Below are 18,908 nucleotides of genomic sequence, written 5' to 3'. Positions count from 1 at the left end.
GGCCGGCAAGGTGGACTCAACGTGAACGTCAGCATCGTCGGCAGCGGCTACGTCGGCACGACTGTCGCGGCGTGTTTCGCCGACCTCGGGCACTCCGTCGTGAACGTGGACGTCGACGAGGACGTCGTCGACACCATCAACGCGGGGGAGGCGCCCCTCCACGAGGAGGGCCTCCCGGAGCTTGTCGCCGCCCACGCGGGCGAGGACGGAACCGGACGACTGGAGGCGACGACCGACTACGACGCCATCTTGGACACCGACGTCACGTTCCTCTGTCTCCCGACGCCGCAGAACGACGACGGCAGCATCGGCCTCTCCGTCATGGAGGCCGGCGCCGAGCAGTTGGGTCGGACGCTCGCCGACAAGGACGACTGGCACACGGTCGTCGTGAAGAGCACGGTCGTCCCCGGCACCACCGAGGACGTCATCACGCCGATTCTCGCCGAGGAGAGCGGCCGGACGCCCGGCGAGGAGTTCGGCGTCGGCATGAATCCGGAGTTCCTCCGCGAGGGCAGTGCCGTCGCGGACTTCCTCGACCCCAACAAGGTCGTGCTCGGCGCCGACGACGACCGCGCGCTCGACGCCATGCACGACGTGTTCGCCCCGCTCGTCGACGAGGCGGACGCGCCCGTCGTGGAGACGGACACGCGCACCGCGGAGATGATCAAGTACGCGAACAACGGCTTCCTCGCGGCGAAAGTCAGCCTCATCAACGACATCGGGAACATCTGCAAGGAGTACGGCATCGACGCCTACGAGGTCGCCGACGCCATCGGCCTCGACGACCGCATCAGCGAGCAGTTCCTCCGGTCGGGCGTGGGGTGGGGCGGAAGCTGTCTCACTGGCGACCAGCAGGTCCTCGCCAAGGACGAGGACGGGACAAAGTATCTGACGCTCGCCGAGTTCTTCGAACAGTACGTCTCTAACGAGACGGTCAAGGAGGTGTCGGTCCTGAGCCGAACCGAAAGCGGCGAGTTCGAATTCAAACCCGTTCGCGCTGCGACACGCCGCCACTACGATGGGCAACTCCACACGATCCGGACGAAGATGAACAAGTCGGTAACGGTGACCCATGACCATCCGATGGTTACCTTGGACGGCCACGAACAGGTGGTCTGCGAGGCAGCCGCTCTCGACGAGGGCGACGAACTCCCCGTCATGATGGGGATGCCGAGCGAGCCGGTTGCGTCATTCGATCTTCTCGATCTCGTTGATGCCTCGTCGTCGTTCGAGAACGATGCAGTCTACCTGAAGCCGGAATTCGAGCTGGAGACCGTCAAAGACGAAGTCTACGAGGTACTCAGGGAGTACAACCGGCAGTTCGACTATCACAAAGTTCACGACCTCGTTCGATCGAACTACCTCCCACTCGACGTATTCCTCGAATACGAAGACCAGCTTCCGGTCGACAGGGCCGAAGTCGGGCTGTACACGACACGCGGTGGTGGCCAGACGTACGTGCCTGCAATAGTCCCAGTTGACGAGGACTTCTGGCGATTCATCGGCTACTATCTCAGCGAAGGGCACATCAACGACGACACCTCCGGGCACGGGTCGACGACGCGCCGCCGAGTCTGCTTGAGTTTCCACCCGTCCGACGAGGAGGCGTACGTAACCGATGTGGAATCCTACTACGAAGAGCTGGGAATTCGGTACCGGACGGAGACCCAAGAGACATCGACTCAGATCGAAGTCTCGAGTCGGATCTTCGCCGAGTTCCTCGAACGGCTTGGATGTGGAACGGGCTCGTATTCGGCCGCAGTGCCGGACGAAGCCTACCGCGCAACCAACGACCAACGGACAGCACTCCTTGCCGGGCTGTTCCGTGGGGACGGACACGTCCACTATACGAGTCACTCGAACGCGGTTGTCTACGACTACGGGTCGGTCAGCAAGGAGCTCATCGACGGAATGCAACTCCTCCTCCACAGCGTCGGTATCGTTCCGAGTTACAAGACCTCCGAGTCGGCCAAATCAACCCAGCCCGCACACTTCCTCCGGGTGAGTTCGAAACACCAGGTCGCAGCACTCAAGGATATGTTCCTAGACAAAGAGCGCGACCGAATCGAGACGCGCCTCGCTGACACACAGGACATCAAGCCAACTGGACATACGGCTGATGGTGGGTTCACCACTGTCCCGGTCCGGGAGATCACGGCCGAGGACGCCGACACGGACGTGTATTCGTTGGAGGTCGAAGACACGCACACGTTCGTCACTACTGACGGCCTTGTCGTCCACAACTGCTTCCCCAAAGACACCGCGGCGATTCGCGCGGACGCCCGCGAGGAGGGGTACGAGCCGCTAATGCTCGACGCTGCGACCGAGGTCAACGACCGCCAGCCCGAGCGCCTGCTCGCGCTCCTCGACGGGCACGTCGACGTCGCCGGCGACCGCGTCGCCGTGCTCGGCCTCTCGTTCAAACCCGGGACCGACGACGTCCGGAACTCTCGCGCCATCCCCGTCATCGACGGCCTCCACGACCGCGGCGCCGACGTCGCCGGCTACGACCCGGTGGCCGCCGAGAACATGCGCGAGCACTTCCCGGACATCGAGTACGCCGACTCCCCCGAGGGCGCCCTCGACGGCGCGGTCGCCGCGGTGGTCGTCACGGACTGGCCGGAAATCGCGGCCCTCGACGCGGAGTTCGACGCGATGCGGACGCCCGTCGTCGTCGACGGCCGTCGCGCAATCGAGCGCCGCGACGGCATCGTCTACGAAGGACTGACGTGGTAGCGGCCGAGTCCTTCGAGAACCCTTCGGACAGTTAGCAGACAGTTCTCAGTGACGTCCTCCGTGATGTCTGTGCGTGCTGGTAGTGGTCGAATCGTTCGTCAATCCGCCACGCGGCGGCCTCGCGTTCTTGGAGAGGCTTCAGGGTCGTGTACGTCTCTTTGCGGAGGTGGCCCGCCGCGCCTCCGTTCACGAGGTCACGCCACAGTTCTTCTTGAGCGGAATTGATAACACCAAGTGAATCACCGACCATCTGGCGACCCATTTCGCCGAAACGCCTTTAGATATGAACGAAATATGAATTCGCATGTCCGAGGGAGAGACGCGGAAGGTCGGCGAACGCGGCCAGATTACGCTCCCGAAGGAGTTCCGGGACGCATTCGACATCCATGGCGGCGACGAGGTCGTCGTCCGCGAGAGCGACGGCCAGCTCGTCATCGAGAAACCGATCACCCGCGACGACCTCGCGGAAGGCTACCGGCGCCGGGCCGACCAGATGGCCGCCCTCGCCGAAGAGTTCGAGGGCGTCTCCGCGGAAGCCAACGAGGCACTCGGCGACGCACCGGACTGGTAGCATGCAGATTCGCCGCGGCGACATCGTCATCGTCGAACTCGACCCGACGAAAGGGTCCGAACAGCGTGGAACGCGGCCGTGTCTCGTCGTCCAGAACGACGCCGGGAACGCCAACGCGCCGACGACAATCGTTGCCCCGTTCACGACATCGTTCGACAACGACGAACTGTACCCCTTCGAGGTGTTCGTCGACGCCGACGAGAGCCCGCTTCGAGACGATTCCGTCGTGCTCTGTAGTCAGCTCCGGACGGTCTCCATCGAGCACCGAATTCGTGAGAACGTCGGGTCGATTCCCGACAGCCGGATGGACGCCGTCGATACTGCGATAGAATACAGCCTCGGGCTCCGGGACGTGTAGCAGATTCGGCGTTCGGCTCAGAGCCGGTCGGCGTCGACGCCGACGCCGGGCGGCGCGACCACGAGGAACTCCCGGAAGTGCATGAGCGTGCCGCCGGCGTCCTTGACGTCGCCGGCGAACCCGGCGGCGAGGTCGTTGAGGTCGCCGTCGACGGCCAGCAGGAGGACGTTGCCGTCGTGGACTTCGTTGAGCCACTCGCCGTCCGGTGTCGTCCCGTCAAGGACGCCGAGGACGACGCTCCCGTCGAAGGATTCGGGGACGTCGATCTCCTCCTCGGCGTTCCGCAGGTCGAGGTTGAACCCGTCAGACATAGTCGTAGCGTGGGTGCGACGGGGCAAAAACCTTCCCGACAAGTTATGCTGGCGGCGGCCGTGGCTCCGCGTATGCCGGACGTCCACCTCAGCGAGGAGACCGTCGAGCGACTGGACGCGCTCCGCGAGGACGAGGAGTCCTACGACGAGCTCGTGGCGGAGCTGCTCAACAGCTACGAGGCCGAGGAGCTGACGCTGTTCCACTCCGGGGACGGCTAGTCGCCGGCCGCGGCCCGCCGCACCGACTCCCACTTCCCCTCGTCTTCGAGGTGGGACTGGAGCGCGTCGGCGTACTCGCCGGCGAGCTTCGTCGCTTCCGCTTCCAGTTCCTCGCCGCCGTCGTCGTCGCTGCCGAGCCCGAGCGCATCCTTGATGCCGCCGACGACGCCGCCGCCGCTGTTCGACTGTCCGCGAGCGCCGCCGCCCATCGCCATCTGGTCGTCGACGTTCTGCATCTCCGGGAGAACGTGTTCGAGTTTGGACGTGTCGGCGACGATGCGCGCGTTCTCCGGGTCGGCGGCGTCCTCGACGTCGAACTCGACGGCGGTCATCACCAGCCCCCACTGGGAGTTCGACAGCGACGACCCTCGCACGCGCTCGGTGAACTCCTGGTCGACGGCCATGCGCGCGCCGACCACCAAATCCTGCCAGTCGTTGGACATGGACGCAGCTACGCGGTCGGCGTGCTTGTAAGCTACGACGAAAAAACGGTGCGGGAGCGTCTAGAACCCGCCGGTCTCGCCGGTGATCTCGGCGTGGAGGCCCTCGCGGAGCGCGCTGTGGACGTGGCAGATGTCCTCGGCGCGCTCGACGATGGCGTCGAACTCGTCGTCGTCGAGGTCCTCCTCGACGAGGAGGTGGAAGCGAATCGCCTCGAGGTCGTCGTCGTCATCGACGTCGCCCTCGACGTCGACGTCGATTCGGCCGAGGTCGTCGAAGCCCTCCTTCTGACCGCCGACGCGGAACGCCGGGACGAAACAGGACGCGTAGTCCGCGAGGAGCGTCGCGTTCGGGTTCGGGCCCTCCTCGTCGGTGGCGTCGATGGTCAGCTCGAAGTCCCCGACGCGGGACCGCGTGACGTAGCCTTCCTCGGACGTGCTCGTGACTTCGATGGTAGTCATTGCGTCCGTTCGGTCGCCCGCCAGAGCCGTAAGCGTTGTTCTTTCAGTGGACCTCGCGACGGCGCGCGAGCGGGGCGCTCAGTAGCCCTCGGAGAGGTGGAACGTCTCGTCGCCGTCGAGCACCTCGACGTCGGCGGGGCTGCCGGTGGCTTCGACCTCGCGCACGAAGTCGTCGGTGTCGATTTCGATGGGCGGGAACGTGTCGTAGTGCATCGGGAACGCGACGTCGGCGTCCAGCCAGTCGACGGCGACGGCGGCCTGCCACGGCCCCATCGTGAAGTGGTCGCCCACGGGCACGGCGACGGCATCGGGTTCGAGGAACGGCGCGATGACGTCCCGCATCTCGGTGTGGAGGCTGGTGTCGCCGGCGTGGTAGAACGTCTCGGATTCCTCGTCGGCGACCTGCGTGGGCTTCGTGTCCGAAATCACGTATCCCGCGGGCATCCCGGCCGAGGTGCCGTAGCCGGTGTCGATGCCGTTGGAGTGGTCCGCGCGCACCATCGTCACGTAGGCGTCGCCGAGTTCGACGGTGCCGCCGAGGTTCATCCCGGTGGCGTCGTCGATGTCGTACTGGTCGCCGAGGTAGCCCGCGAGCTCGGGCGTCGCGACGAAGTGCGCGCCCCGGAACCGGTCCACGTCCGCGATGTGGTCGGCGTGGCCGTGCGTGAGCAGGACGTGGTCGGGGTCGACCTCCTCGGGGTCGGTGTCGGTCTTGGGGTTGTCGAAGAACGGGTCGATGAGCAGCGTCGTCTCGCCGACTTCCACGCGCCACGTCGAGTGGCCGAACCAGGTGAGTTCCATAGCGTCCCCAACTACTCCCGAAGCCCCCATAAAAGGTGACGGCCCAGTGAGTTCTTCCGGGAGGGTGACGTGACCACCGGCTATGGACGCCGCCCACGAGTCCGCCGACCGCACCGCTGCCGACCGCCGCGACGGACTGCTCGCACTCGTCCTCGCACAGCTGACGCTGCTGACGGCCGTCGTCGGCGGACTGAACCCGCTCGGCGTCGCGTCCCTGCTGGTCGTCGGCCTCCCCGCGTTCATCGTCGGGCTCGGCCTGCTCGCGCCGAGCCCCGAGTAACCGGTCAGGCTCGCGGCTATCCCCCACCGTTAGGTGCGTCCGGGTCCGTCCTCCCGTATGAAGCAGCGACGACTCGGTTCGACGGGATTCGACGTCAGCGAAGTGAGCCTCGGCACGTGGGAAATCGGCGGCGAGTGGGGCGACGTCGGCGACGAGGAGGGCAAAGACGCCGTGCGCGCCGCGCTGGACGCTGGCGTGAACTTCCTCGACACCGCGGACGTCTACGGCGACGGCCGCAGCGAGCGCCTCATCCGCGAAGTGCTGGACGAGCGCGACGACGAGCCCGTGGTCGCGACGAAGGCGGGCCGCCGCCTCGACCCCCACGAGGCAGCGCGCTACGACCACGAGAACCTCGAACGGTTCGTCGACCGTTCCCGGGAGAACCTCGGTGTGGAGTCGCTGGACCTCCTCCAACTGCACTGTCCGCCCACGGAGACGTATTACCAGCCGGAGACGTTCGACGCGCTCGCGGACCTCCAGCACGCGGGCAAAATCGACCACTACGGCGTTAGCGTCGAGAAGGTCGAGGAGGGGATGAAGGCCATCGAGTACCCGGGCGTGGAGACCGTCCAGATTATCTTCAATCCGCTCCGCCAGCGGCCCGCCGAGCGCTTCCTCGACGCCGCCGCCCGCGAGAACGTCGGCGTCATCGTGCGCGTGCCGCTCGCGTCGGGACTGCTCACGGGCGCCATCGACGAGGACACGGCGTTCCCGGAGAACGACCACCGGAACTTCAACCGCGAGGGCGACGCCTTCGACGTCGGCGAGACGTTCGCGGGCGTCCCCCTCGACGCGGGCGTCGCCGCCGTCGACGAACTCCGCGAGCACGTCCCCGAGAAGCTCACGCTCCCGCAGTTCGCGCTCCGCTGGATTCTGGACTTCGACGCCGTCTCCACCGTGATTCCGGGGTCGACGACGCCCGAACACATCCGGAGCAACGTCGCGGCGTCGAACGCCCGTCCGCTCACTCACGAGGCCCACGGCGCGACCCGCGACGTCTACGAGAAGTACGTCGAGGAGCACGTCCACCACCGCTGGTAGCGCGGCGCGAACGACTAAGCCCCTCCCGTGCGAACCGTTCGCACGCATGAGAGACGACCTGCCGTCGCCGCCGGAGGGGGACGACGGCGCGAGCGTTTCGGCGGACCGCCAGCGGCCGCCGCTGCGCGCGAACGTCCACGTGCTCGCCGGCCCCAACTGGTGTTCGAAGATTCGGACCGTGGTGCCCGACGAGATTACGGTCCGGACGTTCACCGACGCCGACTCCTTTGACGACGCCCTCACCGCGAACGTCGCGGTCGCGTTGCTGTCCTGCGCGGAGTCCACCAACCGCCTGCAGGCGACCGTCCGCCGGACCGTGGCAGCCTCGCCGCACGCCCACGTGGGGCTGCTGGCGACCGACGAGACGCGGGACGCCGACGTGCCTCGAGACGTGGAGTTCGTCGCGCCCGTGGACCGGGAGGCGTTCGCCGAGCGGGTCAAGCGCCTCTACGTCCGCGCGCACTACGCCGCGACGCTGGACCGCTACTACCGCGTCTCGGTCACGATTCGGAACCTCGAACTGCGCACGGACGAGGCCGCCGTCGACGACGCGGAACTCGACCGCCTGCGCGCGGTCCGTGACCGCTCGCGGCGCTACCTCCGGCAGTTCCGTGCGTACCTCGACGCGGAGAGTCTGGCGGCGCTGAAGAGCCGCGGCGACCGCCTCGAAGCGCTCGTCGCGGACGCGCGGACGCCGCCGGACCCCGCCGCGCGGGGGCTCCCGGAGTCGTGTCCGGCGTGCTCGTTCGACTGGACGACGTGGCACGGCCGGGGGCTGGGGGCGGGCTACCGGAAGCTCGGGTCGGACACGTGGCAGTGCACGAACTGCGGGGAGACGCTGGCGGGCGCGACGCCCAGCAGTTACCGCGTCAACTGAGCCCGGCTTGCCGCACCCGGAACGCTTACGCGGCCACCCTGGGAACCCGCGACCATGCACTGGATGCGCTTCCGCGACCCGGCAGGGGCTGTGCGACGCGGCGAGTACGAGGACGGCAGCGTCTCCTTCGGCGACCGCACGTACGACGTCGAGGACGTCGACGTGCTGCCGCCGGCGGAACCGTCGAAAATCGTCTGCGTCGGCCGGAACTACGCGAAACACGCCGAGGAGCGCGGCGAGGACGTTCCCGACCGACCCCTACTCTTCCTGAAGCCGCCGAACGCCGTCGCCGGCGACGGCGACACCGTGACGCTGCCGGGCGACAACTACGTCGAGCACGAGGCGGAGGTCGGGGTCGTCATCGGCGAGCAGGCCCGAAACGTCGACGAGGCGGACGCGATGGACGTCGTGGCGGGCTACACGGCCGCCGACGACGTGTCGAACCGCACCGACCAGTCCGAGGAGCAGAACTGGGTGCGCGGGAAGGCCTTCGACGGCGCGTGCCCGCTCGGCCCGGTGCTCGCGACGCCCGACGAAGTCCCCGAGGACGCGGACGTGGAACTGCGCGTGAACGGCGAGACCCGGCAGTCCTCGTCCATCGAGCACTTCATCTTCTCCGTGCCCGAGCTCATCGCCGAGATTACCGAGTACGTGACCCTCGAACCCGGCGACGTCATCATCACGGGGACGCCGGAGGGCGTGGACGAACTGGCGGACGGCGACAGCGTCGAGGTCGAAGTTGAGGGCGTCGGTACGCTCGCCCACGACGTCGAACGCCGGTAGCCGGGAAGGACAACGCTGAAGATTAGGCCGACCTAAGAGTCGGGCGAATGGAGCTGACGCGACGAGACGTACTCGCCGCACTCGGCGCCGTGGGTGCCGCGGGCGCAGTCGGCGCGGGGGCGCTCGCACTCTCGCAGCAGGACCGGAGCGACGACAATCCAGTCGGCGACCACGAGGTGGCGACGCTGGTCGCGGTCGCGGGCGTCGTCTACCCCAGCGAGGTCGAGGGCATCGAGTCGTTCGTCCGGGAGTACAGCGCCGGCCGCTTCGACGACCGCCCGGAGTACGCGGCGGGCGTCGCGGACGCCGTGGCCGCGCTCGACGACTACGCCCAGCACTGGCACGACGCGGACTTCGCCGCGCTCGACGCTGAGGAGCGCGAACAGCTACTCGCCGGCATGAACGCCGACACTGCCGACCCCGTGCCCGACGGCGACGAGCGCGAGCGCGTCCGCTACTACCTCGTGAACGAACTGCTGTACGCGCTGTTCTCGACGCCGACCGGCGGCGAACTCGCCGGCATCGAGAACCCGCAGGGCCACCCCGGCGGCACCGCCAGCTACCAGCGGGGGCCGCAGTGATGCAGGACCGCCATCCCTCCGACCGCGCGGACGTCTGCGTCGTCGGCGCCGGCCCCGCGGGCGGCCTCGTCGCGGACAAGCTGGCCAGCGAGGGCTACGACGTGGTCGTGCTGGAAGCCGGGCCGCGCTTCGACGACGACGACCGCGAGCAGCGCATGGAGCGCTCGATTCGGCCCGCGCACGGCCCGGACAGCGTCTGGGAGATGGGCGGCCCGCGGGACGCCTACGCGTCGACGGGCGAGCGCCACTACCCGCTGAACGCGGCGCGCGTGAAGGGCGTCGGCGGCTCGACGCTGCACTGGCAGGGGATGGTGATGCGCCTCCACGAGCAGGACTTCCGGCTGGAGAGCGAGACGGGCGTCGGCGCGGACTGGCCGATGAGCTACGACGACCTCCGGCCGTACTACGCCGGCGCAGAGGAAGAACTGGGCGTCGCGGGCGCCAGCGACAACCCGTTCGCGCCGCCGCGCGAGCGGCCCCACCCGCTGCCCGCGTTCCCGCCGAGCTACTCGGACTCGCTGTTCGCCGACGCCTGCGAGGACCTCGGGATTACGACGCACTCCGTGCCGAACGCGCGGCTCTCCGAGTCCCGGAACGACCGGAGCGCGTGCGTCGGCTACGGCACCTGCCAGCCGGTCTGTCCGTCTGGCGCGAAGTACGACGCGACGATTCACGTCGCGCGAGCGGAACAGCAGGGCGCCCGCGTCGTGGACCGCGCGCCCGTCCAGCGACTCGCACACGACGACGCGGGCGAGCGCGTGACGGCCGCGGTGTACGCGACGCCCGACGGCACCGAACACCGGCAGGAGGCCCGCGAGTTCGTGCTCGCGGCGGGCGGCGTCGAGAATCCCCGACTCCTGTTGCTCTCCGAGTCCGAGCAGTACCCCGACGGTCTCGCGAACTCCTCGGGGCTGGTCGGCCGGTACTTCATGGACCACCTGTTCGCGGGCGTCGGCGGCACGCTCGACGAGCCCACGCGGCAGAACCACGTCGGGTTCAACACCACCGAGAGCCACCAGTTCTACGACCGCGAGGACGACTCGCGGGGCGCCATCAAACTGGAGTTCCTGAACTACGCCGGCCCGTCGCCCGTGGAGATGGCGCTGACCGGCGACGACTGGGGCGACGAGATGCTCGACCGGATTCGGGACGGCTACGGCACGCACGTCGCGATGGGCGCGCTCGTCGAGCAGCGCCCGCAGAAGGAGAACCGAATCCGGCTCCACCCCGAGCGCACCGACGACCACGGCAACCCCGTGCCGGACGTGGTGTGGTCGCTTGACGACTACACGCGACGGACCATCGAGCGCGCGAACGAGATTCAGCGCGCGGTGCTGGACGAACTCGGCGCCGACGTCGAGTGGACGGTCGGCCCCGACGCGACGGGGCCGGCGTTCCACCACATGGGCACGACGCGGATGGGCGACGACCCCGAGACGAGCGTCGTGAACCCCCAGCTACGGACGCACGACCTCGCGAACCTGACGATTCCGTCGTCCAGCGTCTTCCCGACCGGCGGCGCGATGAACCCGACGCTCACCATCGCGGCGCTGGCGCTGAAGGCCGCCGACCACGTCGCCGAGCGGCTCTGACAGACGCGGATTCAGTGCGGGACGCGAACGGCGACCCGCCTCAATCGTCGTCAGCCGTGTACGCGCCGCCGCGACGCTTGATTCGGGCGACGACGAGTCGCTGTTCGTCCTGTCGGAACGTCGCGGCGAGACGGAACTCGCCGACTCGGATTTTCCTGTGCGGGCTGTTTTGTAGCGGTTCACCGTAGTCCGGCGGGTCGCGCCACGGGGAATTGACGATTTCGTCGAGTTTGTCGAGAATTCGGTCCTGTTCCTCGAGCGATAGCGAGTCGAGGTCGCTTTGCGCCGTCGCGGAGAGCTCCCACGTCCACTCCTCGTCACTCATCGCTCGTGCCGAACGACTCCCGCGCTTGCTCGGCGTCCATCGTCGTTCCCTCACGGGCGTCTGCCTCAGCAGCGAGCAGTGCGATTAGCTCGTCGCGGTCGAACGTCGGGTTCTCGACGGCGTCACGGAGCGTGTACCGGATGAACTCGCTCCGGCTGTTGAACCCGCGGCCCTGCCACGCTTCGTCGATTTCGTCGAGGAACGACTGCGTGGCTTTGAAATTCACCGTGACGATTTCGTCCTCCTCGTCCCCTCCCGTGGCTGCTTCGGACATACAGAGGTAATACGTTGGTAATACTGTTAATCGTTTCGCCGATTCGGTGTTCCGAACTCACCGATGCGGTCGCACGCCTACCGAGCGGTCGTGGCAGACGGACACCTACCCGTGTCGAACGATGCTATCTACGCAACACTGGTGCCGGTATAGCCAGTATTAGAGGGGCTAATGCCCTCATTCGGACGTTTCAAAATAGCTCTGAATGAAGAAACTGCCGGCTAGACTTACTCGTCGTGGAGGCGGCCGGGCTGCCACTCGCCGTCGAAGTCCTCGTGGGTGAACGGGACGGCGTCCTCGCCGCTGTACGTCGCGACGAGCTGGCCGTCGCCCTCCAGGTAGTACTTGTACGTCGTCAGGCCTTCGAGGCCGACGGGACCGCGGGCGTGAATCTTGCCCGTGGAGATGCCGACCTCGGCGCCGAGCCCGTAGCGGTAGCCGTCCGCGAACCGCGTGGAGGCGTTGTGGAAGACGCTCGCGGCGTCGATGCCCCGCATGAACACGGCGGCGGCGTCCTCGTCCTCCGTGAGGATGGACTCGGTGTGCTTCGAGCCGTGGGCGTTGACGTGGTCGACGGCGTCGTAGACGTCCTCGACCACTTTGATGGCGAGTTCGAGGTCGCCGTACTCGGTATCCCAGTCGTCCTCCGTGGCGGGGTCGATGTCCACGATGTCGCGGGTCGCCTCGTCGCCGCGCAGTTCCACGCCCGCGTCCTCGTAGCGCTCGACCATTCCCGGGAGGAACTCGTCGGCGACGGCCTCGCTGACGAGCAGCGTCTCCACGGCGTTGCACACCGCGGGGTACTGGACTTTCGCGTCGAAGGCGACGTCCTCGGCCATCTCGAGGTCCGCTGCGTCGTCCACGTAGACGTGGCAGACGCCCTCCGTGTGGCCGAGCACGGGAATCTGGGTGTTGTCCTGGATGTAGCTGACGAACTCGGAGGACCCCCGCGGCATCACGAGGTCGACCGCGTCGTCCATCTCCAGCAGCCGGTCGACGTCCTCGCGCGCCTCGATGAGTTGTGCCCAGCCCGTCGGCAGGTCCTCGGTCGCCTCGCGGATGACGTCGTAGAGCACGCGGTTGGACTCGCTTGCCTCGCTGCCGCCCTTCAGAATGACCGCGTTCCCGGACTTGAGCGCGAGCGCCGCAATCTGGACGAGCGCGTCCGGCCGCGACTCGAAGACGGTCGCGACCACGCCGATAGGCACCGCGACCTTGTACAGTTCGAGGTCGTCGTCGAGTTCTCGCGCTTCGAGGGTCTCCCCGAGCGGGTCGTCCTGCTCGGCGACGGACTCGACCATCGCCGCGATGTCGTCCAGTTTCGCGGCGTCGAGTTCGAGGCGGTCCACGAGCGCCTGCGTGTACTCGCCGCGTTCCAGCATCTCCTCGGCCGCCTCGACGTCCTCCTCGTTGGCGGCGAGAATCTCGTCCTCGTGGGCGCGAATCGCGTCCGCCATCGACTGCAGCGCGTCGTTTCGCGCCGCCTCGTCGACGTTCGCGAGGTCGAGTGCCGCGCGCTCCGCCTCGGTCACCTGGGCGTCGGTGTCGCGTTCACTCATCGGTGTCACCGTTCGTGGGAACGAATAGCGTGCCGACGGGCTTGGCAGTAGCGATTTTCCCGAGCACGCCGGGCTCCGTGGACTTCGCGATGACCGCGGGGACGTCGTGCTCGGCGGCGGCGCGCGCCCGCTCGACTTTCGTCTGGATGCCGCCGAACTGCTCGGGCGTGCTCTCGCTGACCAGCTGCTGGACCTCGCTGTAGTTCTCGGCGACGGACTCGATGCGCTCGGCGGTGTCGTCGTGTTTCGGGTTCGCGGTGTAGACGCCGCCGACGTCGGTCAGCGTCACCAGCAGGTCGACGTCCACGCCGATGGCGACCGACGACGACAGCATGTCGTTGTCGCCGATGCGAATCTCCTCGGTGGCGACCGCGTCGTTCTCGTTGATGATGGGGACGATGCCCCAGTCCAGCAACGTCTCGACGGTGTTGCGGGTGTTCGTGAACCGCTCGGGGTTCGAGAGGTCGTGCTCGGTCAGCAACAGCTGCGCGATCTTCTGGTCGTAGCGGTCGAAGCTCTCCGTGTAGTGGCGCATCAGGTGGCTCTGGCCGACCGTCGCCAGCGCCTGACTCTCCTCGACGGTCTCGACGTCCTCGTCGACCCGTCCCTTCCCGGCGCCGACCGCACCCGAAGAGACGAGCAGGACGTCCTTCCCGCGCTCGCGGAGGTCCATGATGTCGTCGACGAGCTTGTCGAGCTTCTCGCGGTCGAGCCGCGACTGGTCGTCGGTCAGCGAGTTCGTCCCCGCCTTCACGACGACGCGCTGGGCGTCCGCAGCGCGCTGGCGGGCGCGCTCGACGGCCTCCGTGTCCGCGGCGTTCGCCCGAACCTGCTCACTCATCCTCGAACTCCTCCGCGAGCTCCCGGGAGCGCCGCTCGGCGGCCTTCACGGCCGCGCGCACGGCCTCGTCGGCGTCGCTGTCCCACAGCACGTCCATCCCCTCGATGGTCGTGCCGTTCGGCGAGCAGACCGCGTCGATGAGCTCGTCGACGCTGCGCTCGTCCTGCAGTACCGTCTCGGCGGCGCCCTTGAACGTCTGCGCGGCCAGCGTCTCCGCCTGCTCGTCGGTGAGGCCGCTGTCGACGCCGGCGTCCTTCATGGCCTCGATGAGGTAGAACGCGAACGCCGGACCGCTGCCGTTGACCGCGGTCGCGGTGTCCATTCGCTCCTCGTCGACGACGACGAACTCCCCGAGGTCCGCGAGGATGGCTCGCACCTCGTCGGTGATGCCGTCCTCGGTCGCCGCCGCGGCCATGTCCCGGGTCTCCGCGGCGAGGTTCGGCATGATGCGGACGACGTTGGCGTCCGTCTGCGCGGCGACGAACTCGCGGGGGACGCCCGCTGCGAGCGTAATCAGGGTCTGGTCGGCCCGCAAGTTGAGGTCGTCGAGCACGGCCGCGGCGACGCTGGGCTTCACGGCGAGGACGACGACGTCGGCGTCCCGCGCCGCCGCGCTGTCCGTGGTCGTCTCGTCGGCGGCGTCCGCGACGCCCTCTAATGCGTCGGGGTCGAGGTCGATCGCCGTCACTCTGTACCCGCCGGCCTTCGCGAGCCCGCGGACGAACGCCCCGCCCATGTTCCCGCAGCCGATGACGCTGACGTGTTTCATCTTACCCCTACAGAGGGGACTGGGGGTCATACCGTCTACGCTTCCGACAGCCGCATCGACCCGCAGGTAGGCTTTTGTCCGCGCCGCGAAAACGACGACGCGATGACAGACCACTCCGACGACGACCGCTCGCTGTCCGCGCTCGGGCGCGTCGCGCTCGGCCTCGGGCTCGCCGCGCAGGCCAGCGAGGACTTCCGTGATATGGAGGACACCGTCGAGTACGCCGACTCCGCGGGCGTCCCGATGCCCGACCTGCTGGCGCCGCTGGCGTCCGGGACGATGGTCGCCGCCGGCCTCGGCATCGCGCTCTGGCGGCTCCCGAAGCTCGCGACGGGCGCCGCGGCGACGTTCCTCACCGTCGTCACCGCGACGATGCACGACTTCTGGAACGCCGACGAGGACGACGCCAGCGGCGAGCGCCTCGCGTTCTTCGGGAACCTCGCGATGCTCGGCGGCGTGCTCGTCTTCCTCCGGGAAGCGTACCGAAGCGAGGACTGACCGGCTACTCGTCCCCGGGGAGCAGCCACGCAGGAACGACCCGCGTGAGCGCGACCATCCCCGCGAGTTCGACGAGCGTCTGCTTGACATCCTCCCACCCCTGAAGGGGTGGGATTCCTCCGGTGGGGATATTGGCTATGCCGTCCCAACGGAGGCAAGTTTCCCGTCGCTGGTATTCCGGTTTGTGCGCTCCTCGTTGGGACTTGCCCTCTCGGGGGAGCGTGGTAACTCCGACCAGTCGTGGTCGTCCCACTTGAGGCGCACGGGCCGTGCCATCGACCCGACTTCCAGATTCGTGCCAGCCTGTCGTTCGAGGAATGTCCGCGAGGCACCGAGGTCAGCGTGTCCCTCGTAGCCACACGAACACCGGAATACGTCGCCGTTCCGGTCTGTATCGTCGCGCTCACCACATACTGGGCATTCCGCCGTTGTGTATGCTTCTGACTCGACTTCGACCGTGATGCCGTACTCCTCGGCAGTCGTAGCGAGACGGTTGATAAACGACCGGTACGCCCAGAACTGGTGCGTTTTCTCGTTCACCGCTGCCGACCAATACGTCGACAGCACGTCGGTGAGGTCACCCACGTACACGGTCGCAACGCCTTCGTCGTACAGTCGTTCCAGTAAGTCGCGGACGAGCGCGTCCTGTGCGTGGTCGCGTCGCCGTGTCCGCTTGCGGTAGAGGCGTCGAATCCGGCAGCTACTGTATCGGCCCTCGCGAAGTTTGGACTGTAAGCGCGCAATTTCCTCGGTAGTTTCGCGGAAGCGGGCGAACAGATTGCGCCCCTCGTAGAGGTACTGCCCACCGGTCGTGGTGGTGCAGGCGACGAGGTTATTCGCGCCCACGTCCAAGGCAGCCGATTCCTCGGCTAGTGGTGAATCCCGTCGAGAATCAGGCACGGTAACGGGTTGAATGGCCCTGAACGTGTCGTCGATTTCGTCGTAGTACAGTTCTAACCGGCCCTGTTCGCCCTCCCACTTTGGGTCGCCAGCGACTTCAAGGCGCAGGCGGTCGTGGTAGCCAAGCCCGTACTCGTCTTTCAGGGCTTGGCCGACGGGGACTTCGAGGCGGCTCCGCTCACCGGTTTCGAGGGTGTACTGGTCGTTGCGGATGTATGTCCGCAACTCCCGCCCCTTGTCCTCGTTGCCCCAGTAGCCGGGCGGGGCGGTGTCCTCGCCATCCTCTCGGGCAGCGAAGAACGACCGCCACGCCTCGCTGTTCTTGCGGATGACCTGTTGGGCGGTGGCGGAGCCGAGGACGTCGACGTACTGTTTGCGGTAGTCGGCGGTGTCCCACACCGACTCGCCGTCAAAGAAGTTCTGGCGACGTTCGTAGGTGAGTTCGTTCCACAGGCTGGCGGAGGCGTCCAACAGCTCGCGGAGCAGTTGCTCGTCCTGCGTGGAGAGCGGGCGCACCGCGAATGTGTTGGTTCGCCTCACGACAACAGACATTTGTAGCTTTGTGTCTAAATGTCTTTTGGACATAACCGATGCGGCCGAACATCGACATCTCGCACACGTTGAACGGGCGCGTGAAAGACTACGCCGAACAGCAGGACGTAACTCTCGAAGAAGCCTATAGGGAGATCATTAAAGCGGGGTTGGAAGCGGTGGAACATCCAGACGAGCAATAGCGCGTGGATTGCCAATCCATGCTGACGCTTACACCCGCCTCTAAAGGGTGGGCTTCCGCTCTCTACGTGTCAACAGCACCATCAGCGCGCCGACGAGCACGACCGGTTCCTGCGGGAACGCGCGCGTCAGCGCCCAGACGACGACGGGGACGACGAGGAAGTTCATCGCGAGCGCCGCGCCCACGAACCGCGCGTTCGTGAACGCGCGGCGCAGCCGCACGAACGGGATTTCGAGGAACGTGACGTAGAGCAGCACCGCCAGCACGGGTTCGACGGCGCGCTCGGCGAGCCCCGCCGTCGCCGGCCGGCTCGCCGCGACACCGACGGCGAGCGCGACCGCGACCGCGTAGACGGCGATCTGCCGGCGCTGGAGCCACTCTTTCCCGGTCACGTCCGCGTCGTCTCCGCGGACGCGCTAAAAACCGTCCGTCTCGCCGTCAGAACTGGATGTGCGAGGTCGAACTCGGCCCCCCGTCGTCGCCCTCGTCCCGCTTGAGGCCGTCGTGGAGGTACTGCACGTCGTCGTCCGTGAGGTAGACTTGGCCGTCCTCGACGGTGATTTCGACGTCGACGAGCGTGGTGTCGGCGGCTTCGCCGTTGTCGCAGTGGCCGCTGCACGCGTCGAACATCGACCCGTGGCGCGGGCAGACGACCTCGCCGTCGCGCACGACCGCGCCGACGCCCTCCCGGTAGAGGCGCTGTGGCTCGTGCGTGCAGCGGTTCACCCACGCTTCCACGCCGTCCTCGCAGGGCACCAGCAGGACTTCCTCGTCGCCGCCGTGCTCGTCCCGCACCGTGAACACCGTCCCGCCCTCCTCGTGGACGTCCGCGACGCTCGTCACGCGATAGCGACCCATACCACGAGGGGCGGCCGCGACCACGTTAGTTCTCACGGATGCGGCGGTCGGTGAGGAAGAGAGCCGGCCGGAAGTTTATACGCGAGACCGCCCTACCGACAACCATGAGCACGGGACGCGAGATTCGGCTCGTCGAGGAGGACGACGGCTGGTGGTCCGCCATCGACGAGGAGACGGGCGTGGCGAGCCAGGGTGCGACCCGCGAGGAGGCGCTGATGAACCTCGACGAAGCCGTCGCGCTCACCGAGGAGGCCCGCGAGGACGAGTCGTCAGCGCCCGAACCGGACGCGCCGTGGTTCGACGCCTGAATGGGCTCGCGCGACTTCTCGGGACGGGAAATCGTCGCCGTCCTCCAGCGGTTCGGCTACCGCCACGACCGAACCCGGGGCGACCACGCGATTCTCAAATACACGCACCCCGAAACCGGCGAGAAGCGGATTGTCACGGTACCGCTCCACGACCGCGTGCGTCTCGGCACGCTCCAGAGCATCGCCGAGCAGTGCGGCGCGGACGACTTCCACGCGTGGTGTGCGTGGATAGACGAACACCGGTAACCGCGAGAAGTAGCGACGGCCGCGTCAGAACGCGCCGCCGGCGAGCGCGCCGGCGTCCAGCAGGAGCAGGACGGCGACGACGGAGGCGCCGTAGAGGATGGAGGTGGCGTCCTCGCCGTCTTCGAGCTTGCCGGCGGCGACTTCGGTGAGGCCCGCGAGCGCGAGCCACAGCACCACCATCGTCAACACGAGGTGGCCGCGGCCCGTGCCCGTGAGCGTGCCGCCGTCGGTGTAGCCGGCGAGCGTGAGCATGTAGCCGCCCGAGAGGAGGAGGACGGCGGAGCTACCGCGGGAGACGTTGCGGAGCGTGCCGACGAACGAGTCGCGGGCGCTGGCGGGGAGGCTCCCGGCGACGCCGGGGAGCGTCGCGGTCGCGAACAGCACGCTCCCGGTCCACAGGCCGGCGAACAACAAGTGCAAGGCGTACACGACTGTCTCGGTGACTGCCATGGCCGCCAGTAGTGGCTGCCGCGTCGTAAAACGCCGGGGTATCGGCGGACGGCTCCGTGAAGGCACGCTTAAGGCGCGCCCGCCACTCGACTCGG

At 67.5% G+C, this 18,908-nt stretch carries 25 protein-coding genes and 4 pseudogenes; 15 read left to right on the top strand and 14 right to left on the bottom strand.

All coding sequences use genetic code 11. The features are described from left to right. Positions 1–21 precede the first annotated feature (21 nt). A pseudogene (locus ABSL23_RS11060) lies at positions 22–2,184 on the top strand (nucleotide sugar dehydrogenase); the annotation flags it as partial. A gap of 57 nt (positions 2,185–2,241) precedes the next feature. Further along, positions 2,242–2,736, top strand: a pseudogene (locus tag ABSL23_RS11055) (UDP binding domain-containing protein); the annotation flags it as partial. 64 nt (positions 2,737–2,800) lie between these two features. Here the strand turns inward: ABSL23_RS11055 and ABSL23_RS11050 are convergent. After that, positions 2,801–2,929, bottom strand: a pseudogene (locus ABSL23_RS11050) (RNA-guided endonuclease TnpB family protein); the annotation flags it as partial. Between the two features lie 111 nt (positions 2,930–3,040). On the opposite strand from ABSL23_RS11050, the gene ABSL23_RS11045 reads away from it, so the two are divergent. Both ABSL23_RS11045 and ABSL23_RS11040 read left to right on the top strand, forming a co-directional pair. Continuing rightward, a complete protein-coding gene (locus ABSL23_RS11045) occupies positions 3,041–3,307 on the top strand; it encodes an AbrB/MazE/SpoVT family DNA-binding domain-containing protein (RefSeq protein WP_353633787.1) in 267 nt (88 codons plus the stop codon). 1 nt (position 3,308) lies between these two features. Then, positions 3,309–3,665, top strand: a complete 357-nt coding sequence (locus ABSL23_RS11040) for a type II toxin-antitoxin system PemK/MazF family toxin (protein WP_353633786.1) — start codon at positions 3,309–3,311, stop codon at positions 3,663–3,665. A gap of 17 nt (positions 3,666–3,682) precedes the next feature. Here ABSL23_RS11040 and ABSL23_RS11035 read toward each other — a convergent pair whose 3' ends face one another. Continuing rightward, the gene (locus ABSL23_RS11035; RefSeq protein WP_353633785.1) at positions 3,683–3,976 is read right to left on the bottom strand and encodes a DUF5779 family protein; all 294 of its coding nucleotides are present in this window, start codon (positions 3,974–3,976) and stop codon (positions 3,683–3,685) included. Between the two features lie 72 nt (positions 3,977–4,048). Between ABSL23_RS11035 and ABSL23_RS11030 the strand changes: the two genes are divergently transcribed. Continuing rightward, positions 4,049–4,195, top strand: a complete 147-nt coding sequence (locus ABSL23_RS11030; protein ID WP_353633784.1) for a hypothetical protein — start codon at positions 4,049–4,051, stop codon at positions 4,193–4,195. Here the strand turns inward: ABSL23_RS11030 and ABSL23_RS11025 are convergent. The 3 genes from ABSL23_RS11025 to ABSL23_RS11015 all read right to left on the bottom strand — a co-directional run bounded on the left by ABSL23_RS11025 (position 4,192) and on the right by ABSL23_RS11015 (position 5,898). Continuing rightward, positions 4,192–4,638, bottom strand: coding sequence for a DUF5799 family protein (locus tag ABSL23_RS11025; RefSeq protein WP_353633783.1), 447 nt, complete (start codon positions 4,636–4,638; stop codon positions 4,192–4,194). The two genes, ABSL23_RS11030 and ABSL23_RS11025, sit on opposite strands and share 4 nt — an antisense overlap. A 60-nt stretch (positions 4,639–4,698) precedes the next feature. After that, positions 4,699–5,097 (bottom strand): OsmC family protein, encoded by a 399-nt coding sequence (locus tag ABSL23_RS11020; protein ID WP_059056663.1) that lies wholly within the window; start codon positions 5,095–5,097, stop codon positions 4,699–4,701. 78 nt (positions 5,098–5,175) lie between these two features. After that, positions 5,176–5,898: a metal-dependent hydrolase gene (locus ABSL23_RS11015; RefSeq protein ID WP_353633782.1), complete on the bottom strand. Its 723-nt coding sequence runs from the start codon at positions 5,896–5,898 to the stop codon at positions 5,176–5,178. A gap of 82 nt (positions 5,899–5,980) precedes the next feature. On the opposite strand from ABSL23_RS11015, the gene ABSL23_RS11010 reads away from it, so the two are divergent. Genes ABSL23_RS11010 through ABSL23_RS10985 form a run of 6 tightly spaced genes read left to right on the top strand, consistent with a single transcriptional unit; the run spans position 5,981 to position 11,052 of the window. Continuing rightward, complete coding sequence (locus ABSL23_RS11010; protein WP_353633781.1) at positions 5,981–6,178, top strand: hypothetical protein; 198 nt, start codon at positions 5,981–5,983, stop codon at positions 6,176–6,178. A gap of 57 nt (positions 6,179–6,235) precedes the next feature. After that, complete coding sequence (locus tag ABSL23_RS11005; RefSeq protein WP_353633780.1) at positions 6,236–7,219, top strand: aldo/keto reductase; 984 nt, start codon at positions 6,236–6,238, stop codon at positions 7,217–7,219. 46 nt (positions 7,220–7,265) lie between these two features. Next, on the top strand, positions 7,266–8,096 hold the full coding sequence (locus tag ABSL23_RS11000) for a hypothetical protein (RefSeq protein ID WP_353633779.1): 831 nt from the start codon (positions 7,266–7,268) through the stop codon (positions 8,094–8,096). Positions 8,097–8,150: 54 nt separating this feature from the next. Then, positions 8,151–8,879 carry a fumarylacetoacetate hydrolase family protein gene (locus ABSL23_RS10995; RefSeq protein ID WP_353633778.1) on the top strand — a complete coding sequence of 243 codons (729 nt, stop codon included), beginning with the start codon at positions 8,151–8,153 and terminating at the stop codon, positions 8,877–8,879. A gap of 47 nt (positions 8,880–8,926) precedes the next feature. Then, complete coding sequence (locus ABSL23_RS10990; RefSeq protein WP_353633777.1) at positions 8,927–9,460, top strand: gluconate 2-dehydrogenase subunit 3 family protein; 534 nt, start codon at positions 8,927–8,929, stop codon at positions 9,458–9,460. After that, positions 9,460–11,052 (top strand): GMC family oxidoreductase, encoded by a 1,593-nt coding sequence (locus ABSL23_RS10985; protein ID WP_353633776.1) that lies wholly within the window; start codon positions 9,460–9,462, stop codon positions 11,050–11,052. The genes ABSL23_RS10990 and ABSL23_RS10985 overlap by 1 nt, the downstream gene beginning before the upstream one ends. Before the next feature lie 40 nt (positions 11,053–11,092). On the opposite strand, the gene ABSL23_RS10980 is transcribed toward ABSL23_RS10985, so the two are convergent. From ABSL23_RS10980 to proC, 5 genes are all read right to left on the bottom strand, one after another. Further along, entirely contained in the window at positions 11,093–11,377 is a 285-nt protein-coding gene (locus tag ABSL23_RS10980) for a type II toxin-antitoxin system RelE/ParE family toxin (RefSeq protein ID WP_059056655.1), read from the bottom strand. Then, a complete protein-coding gene (locus tag ABSL23_RS10975; protein WP_353633775.1) occupies positions 11,370–11,651 on the bottom strand; it encodes a ribbon-helix-helix domain-containing protein in 282 nt (93 codons plus the stop codon). Before ABSL23_RS10975 ends, ABSL23_RS10980 begins: the two co-directional genes overlap by 8 nt. A gap of 227 nt (positions 11,652–11,878) precedes the next feature. Further along, positions 11,879–13,210, bottom strand: a complete 1,332-nt coding sequence (locus ABSL23_RS10970; RefSeq protein WP_353633774.1) for a glutamate-5-semialdehyde dehydrogenase — start codon at positions 13,208–13,210, stop codon at positions 11,879–11,881. Next, positions 13,203–14,051, bottom strand: a complete 849-nt coding sequence (proB, locus tag ABSL23_RS10965) for a glutamate 5-kinase (RefSeq protein WP_353633773.1) — start codon at positions 14,049–14,051, stop codon at positions 13,203–13,205. The genes ABSL23_RS10970 and proB overlap by 8 nt, the downstream gene beginning before the upstream one ends. Further along, complete coding sequence (gene proC / locus ABSL23_RS10960) at positions 14,044–14,787, bottom strand: pyrroline-5-carboxylate reductase (protein ID WP_353635379.1); 744 nt, start codon at positions 14,785–14,787, stop codon at positions 14,044–14,046. Before proC ends, proB begins: the two co-directional genes overlap by 8 nt. Before the next feature lie 135 nt (positions 14,788–14,922). Between proC and ABSL23_RS10955 the strand changes: the two genes are divergently transcribed. After that, entirely contained in the window at positions 14,923–15,318 is a 396-nt protein-coding gene (locus ABSL23_RS10955; protein WP_353633772.1) for a DoxX family protein, read from the top strand. Positions 15,319–15,453: 135 nt separating this feature from the next. Here the strand turns inward: ABSL23_RS10955 and ABSL23_RS10950 are convergent, their stop codons facing one another. After that, entirely contained in the window at positions 15,454–16,770 is a 1,317-nt protein-coding gene (locus ABSL23_RS10950; RefSeq protein WP_353633771.1) for a transposase, read from the bottom strand. Positions 16,771–16,808: 38 nt separating this feature from the next. On the opposite strand from ABSL23_RS10950, the gene ABSL23_RS10945 reads away from it, so the two are divergent. Beyond that, positions 16,809–16,952: a hypothetical protein gene (locus ABSL23_RS10945; protein WP_353633770.1), complete on the top strand. Its 144-nt coding sequence runs from the start codon at positions 16,809–16,811 to the stop codon at positions 16,950–16,952. A 67-nt stretch (positions 16,953–17,019) separates the two neighbouring features. Here ABSL23_RS10945 and ABSL23_RS10940 read toward each other — a convergent pair. Together ABSL23_RS10940 and ABSL23_RS10935 are read right to left on the bottom strand one after the other, a co-directional pair. Continuing rightward, positions 17,020–17,343: pseudogene (locus ABSL23_RS10940) on the bottom strand (arsenic resistance protein); the annotation flags it as partial. Positions 17,344–17,389: 46 nt separating this feature from the next. After that, positions 17,390–17,809, bottom strand: a complete 420-nt coding sequence (locus ABSL23_RS10935) for a Rieske 2Fe-2S domain-containing protein (protein WP_353633769.1) — start codon at positions 17,807–17,809, stop codon at positions 17,390–17,392. A gap of 104 nt (positions 17,810–17,913) precedes the next feature. Between ABSL23_RS10935 and ABSL23_RS10930 the strand changes: the two genes are divergently transcribed. Continuing rightward, a complete protein-coding gene (locus ABSL23_RS10930) occupies positions 17,914–18,117 on the top strand; it encodes a type II toxin-antitoxin system HicB family antitoxin (RefSeq protein WP_353633768.1) in 204 nt (67 codons plus the stop codon). Next, complete coding sequence (locus ABSL23_RS10925) at positions 18,118–18,363, top strand: type II toxin-antitoxin system HicA family toxin (protein ID WP_353633767.1); 246 nt, start codon at positions 18,118–18,120, stop codon at positions 18,361–18,363. Positions 18,364–18,387: 24 nt separating this feature from the next. Here ABSL23_RS10925 and ABSL23_RS10920 read toward each other — a convergent pair whose 3' ends face one another. Beyond that, a complete protein-coding gene (locus tag ABSL23_RS10920) occupies positions 18,388–18,813 on the bottom strand; it encodes a hypothetical protein (RefSeq protein WP_353633766.1) in 426 nt (141 codons plus the stop codon). Positions 18,814–18,908: the final 95 nt, after the last annotated feature.

Source organism: Halobacterium sp. NMX12-1 (assembly GCF_040435975.1).
GTDB lineage: Archaea > Halobacteriota > Halobacteria > Halobacteriales > Halobacteriaceae > Halobacterium > Halobacterium hubeiense.
The sequence above is the reverse complement of the archived record's forward strand: the minus strand, read 5'-3'. Positions and strand labels throughout refer to the sequence as shown.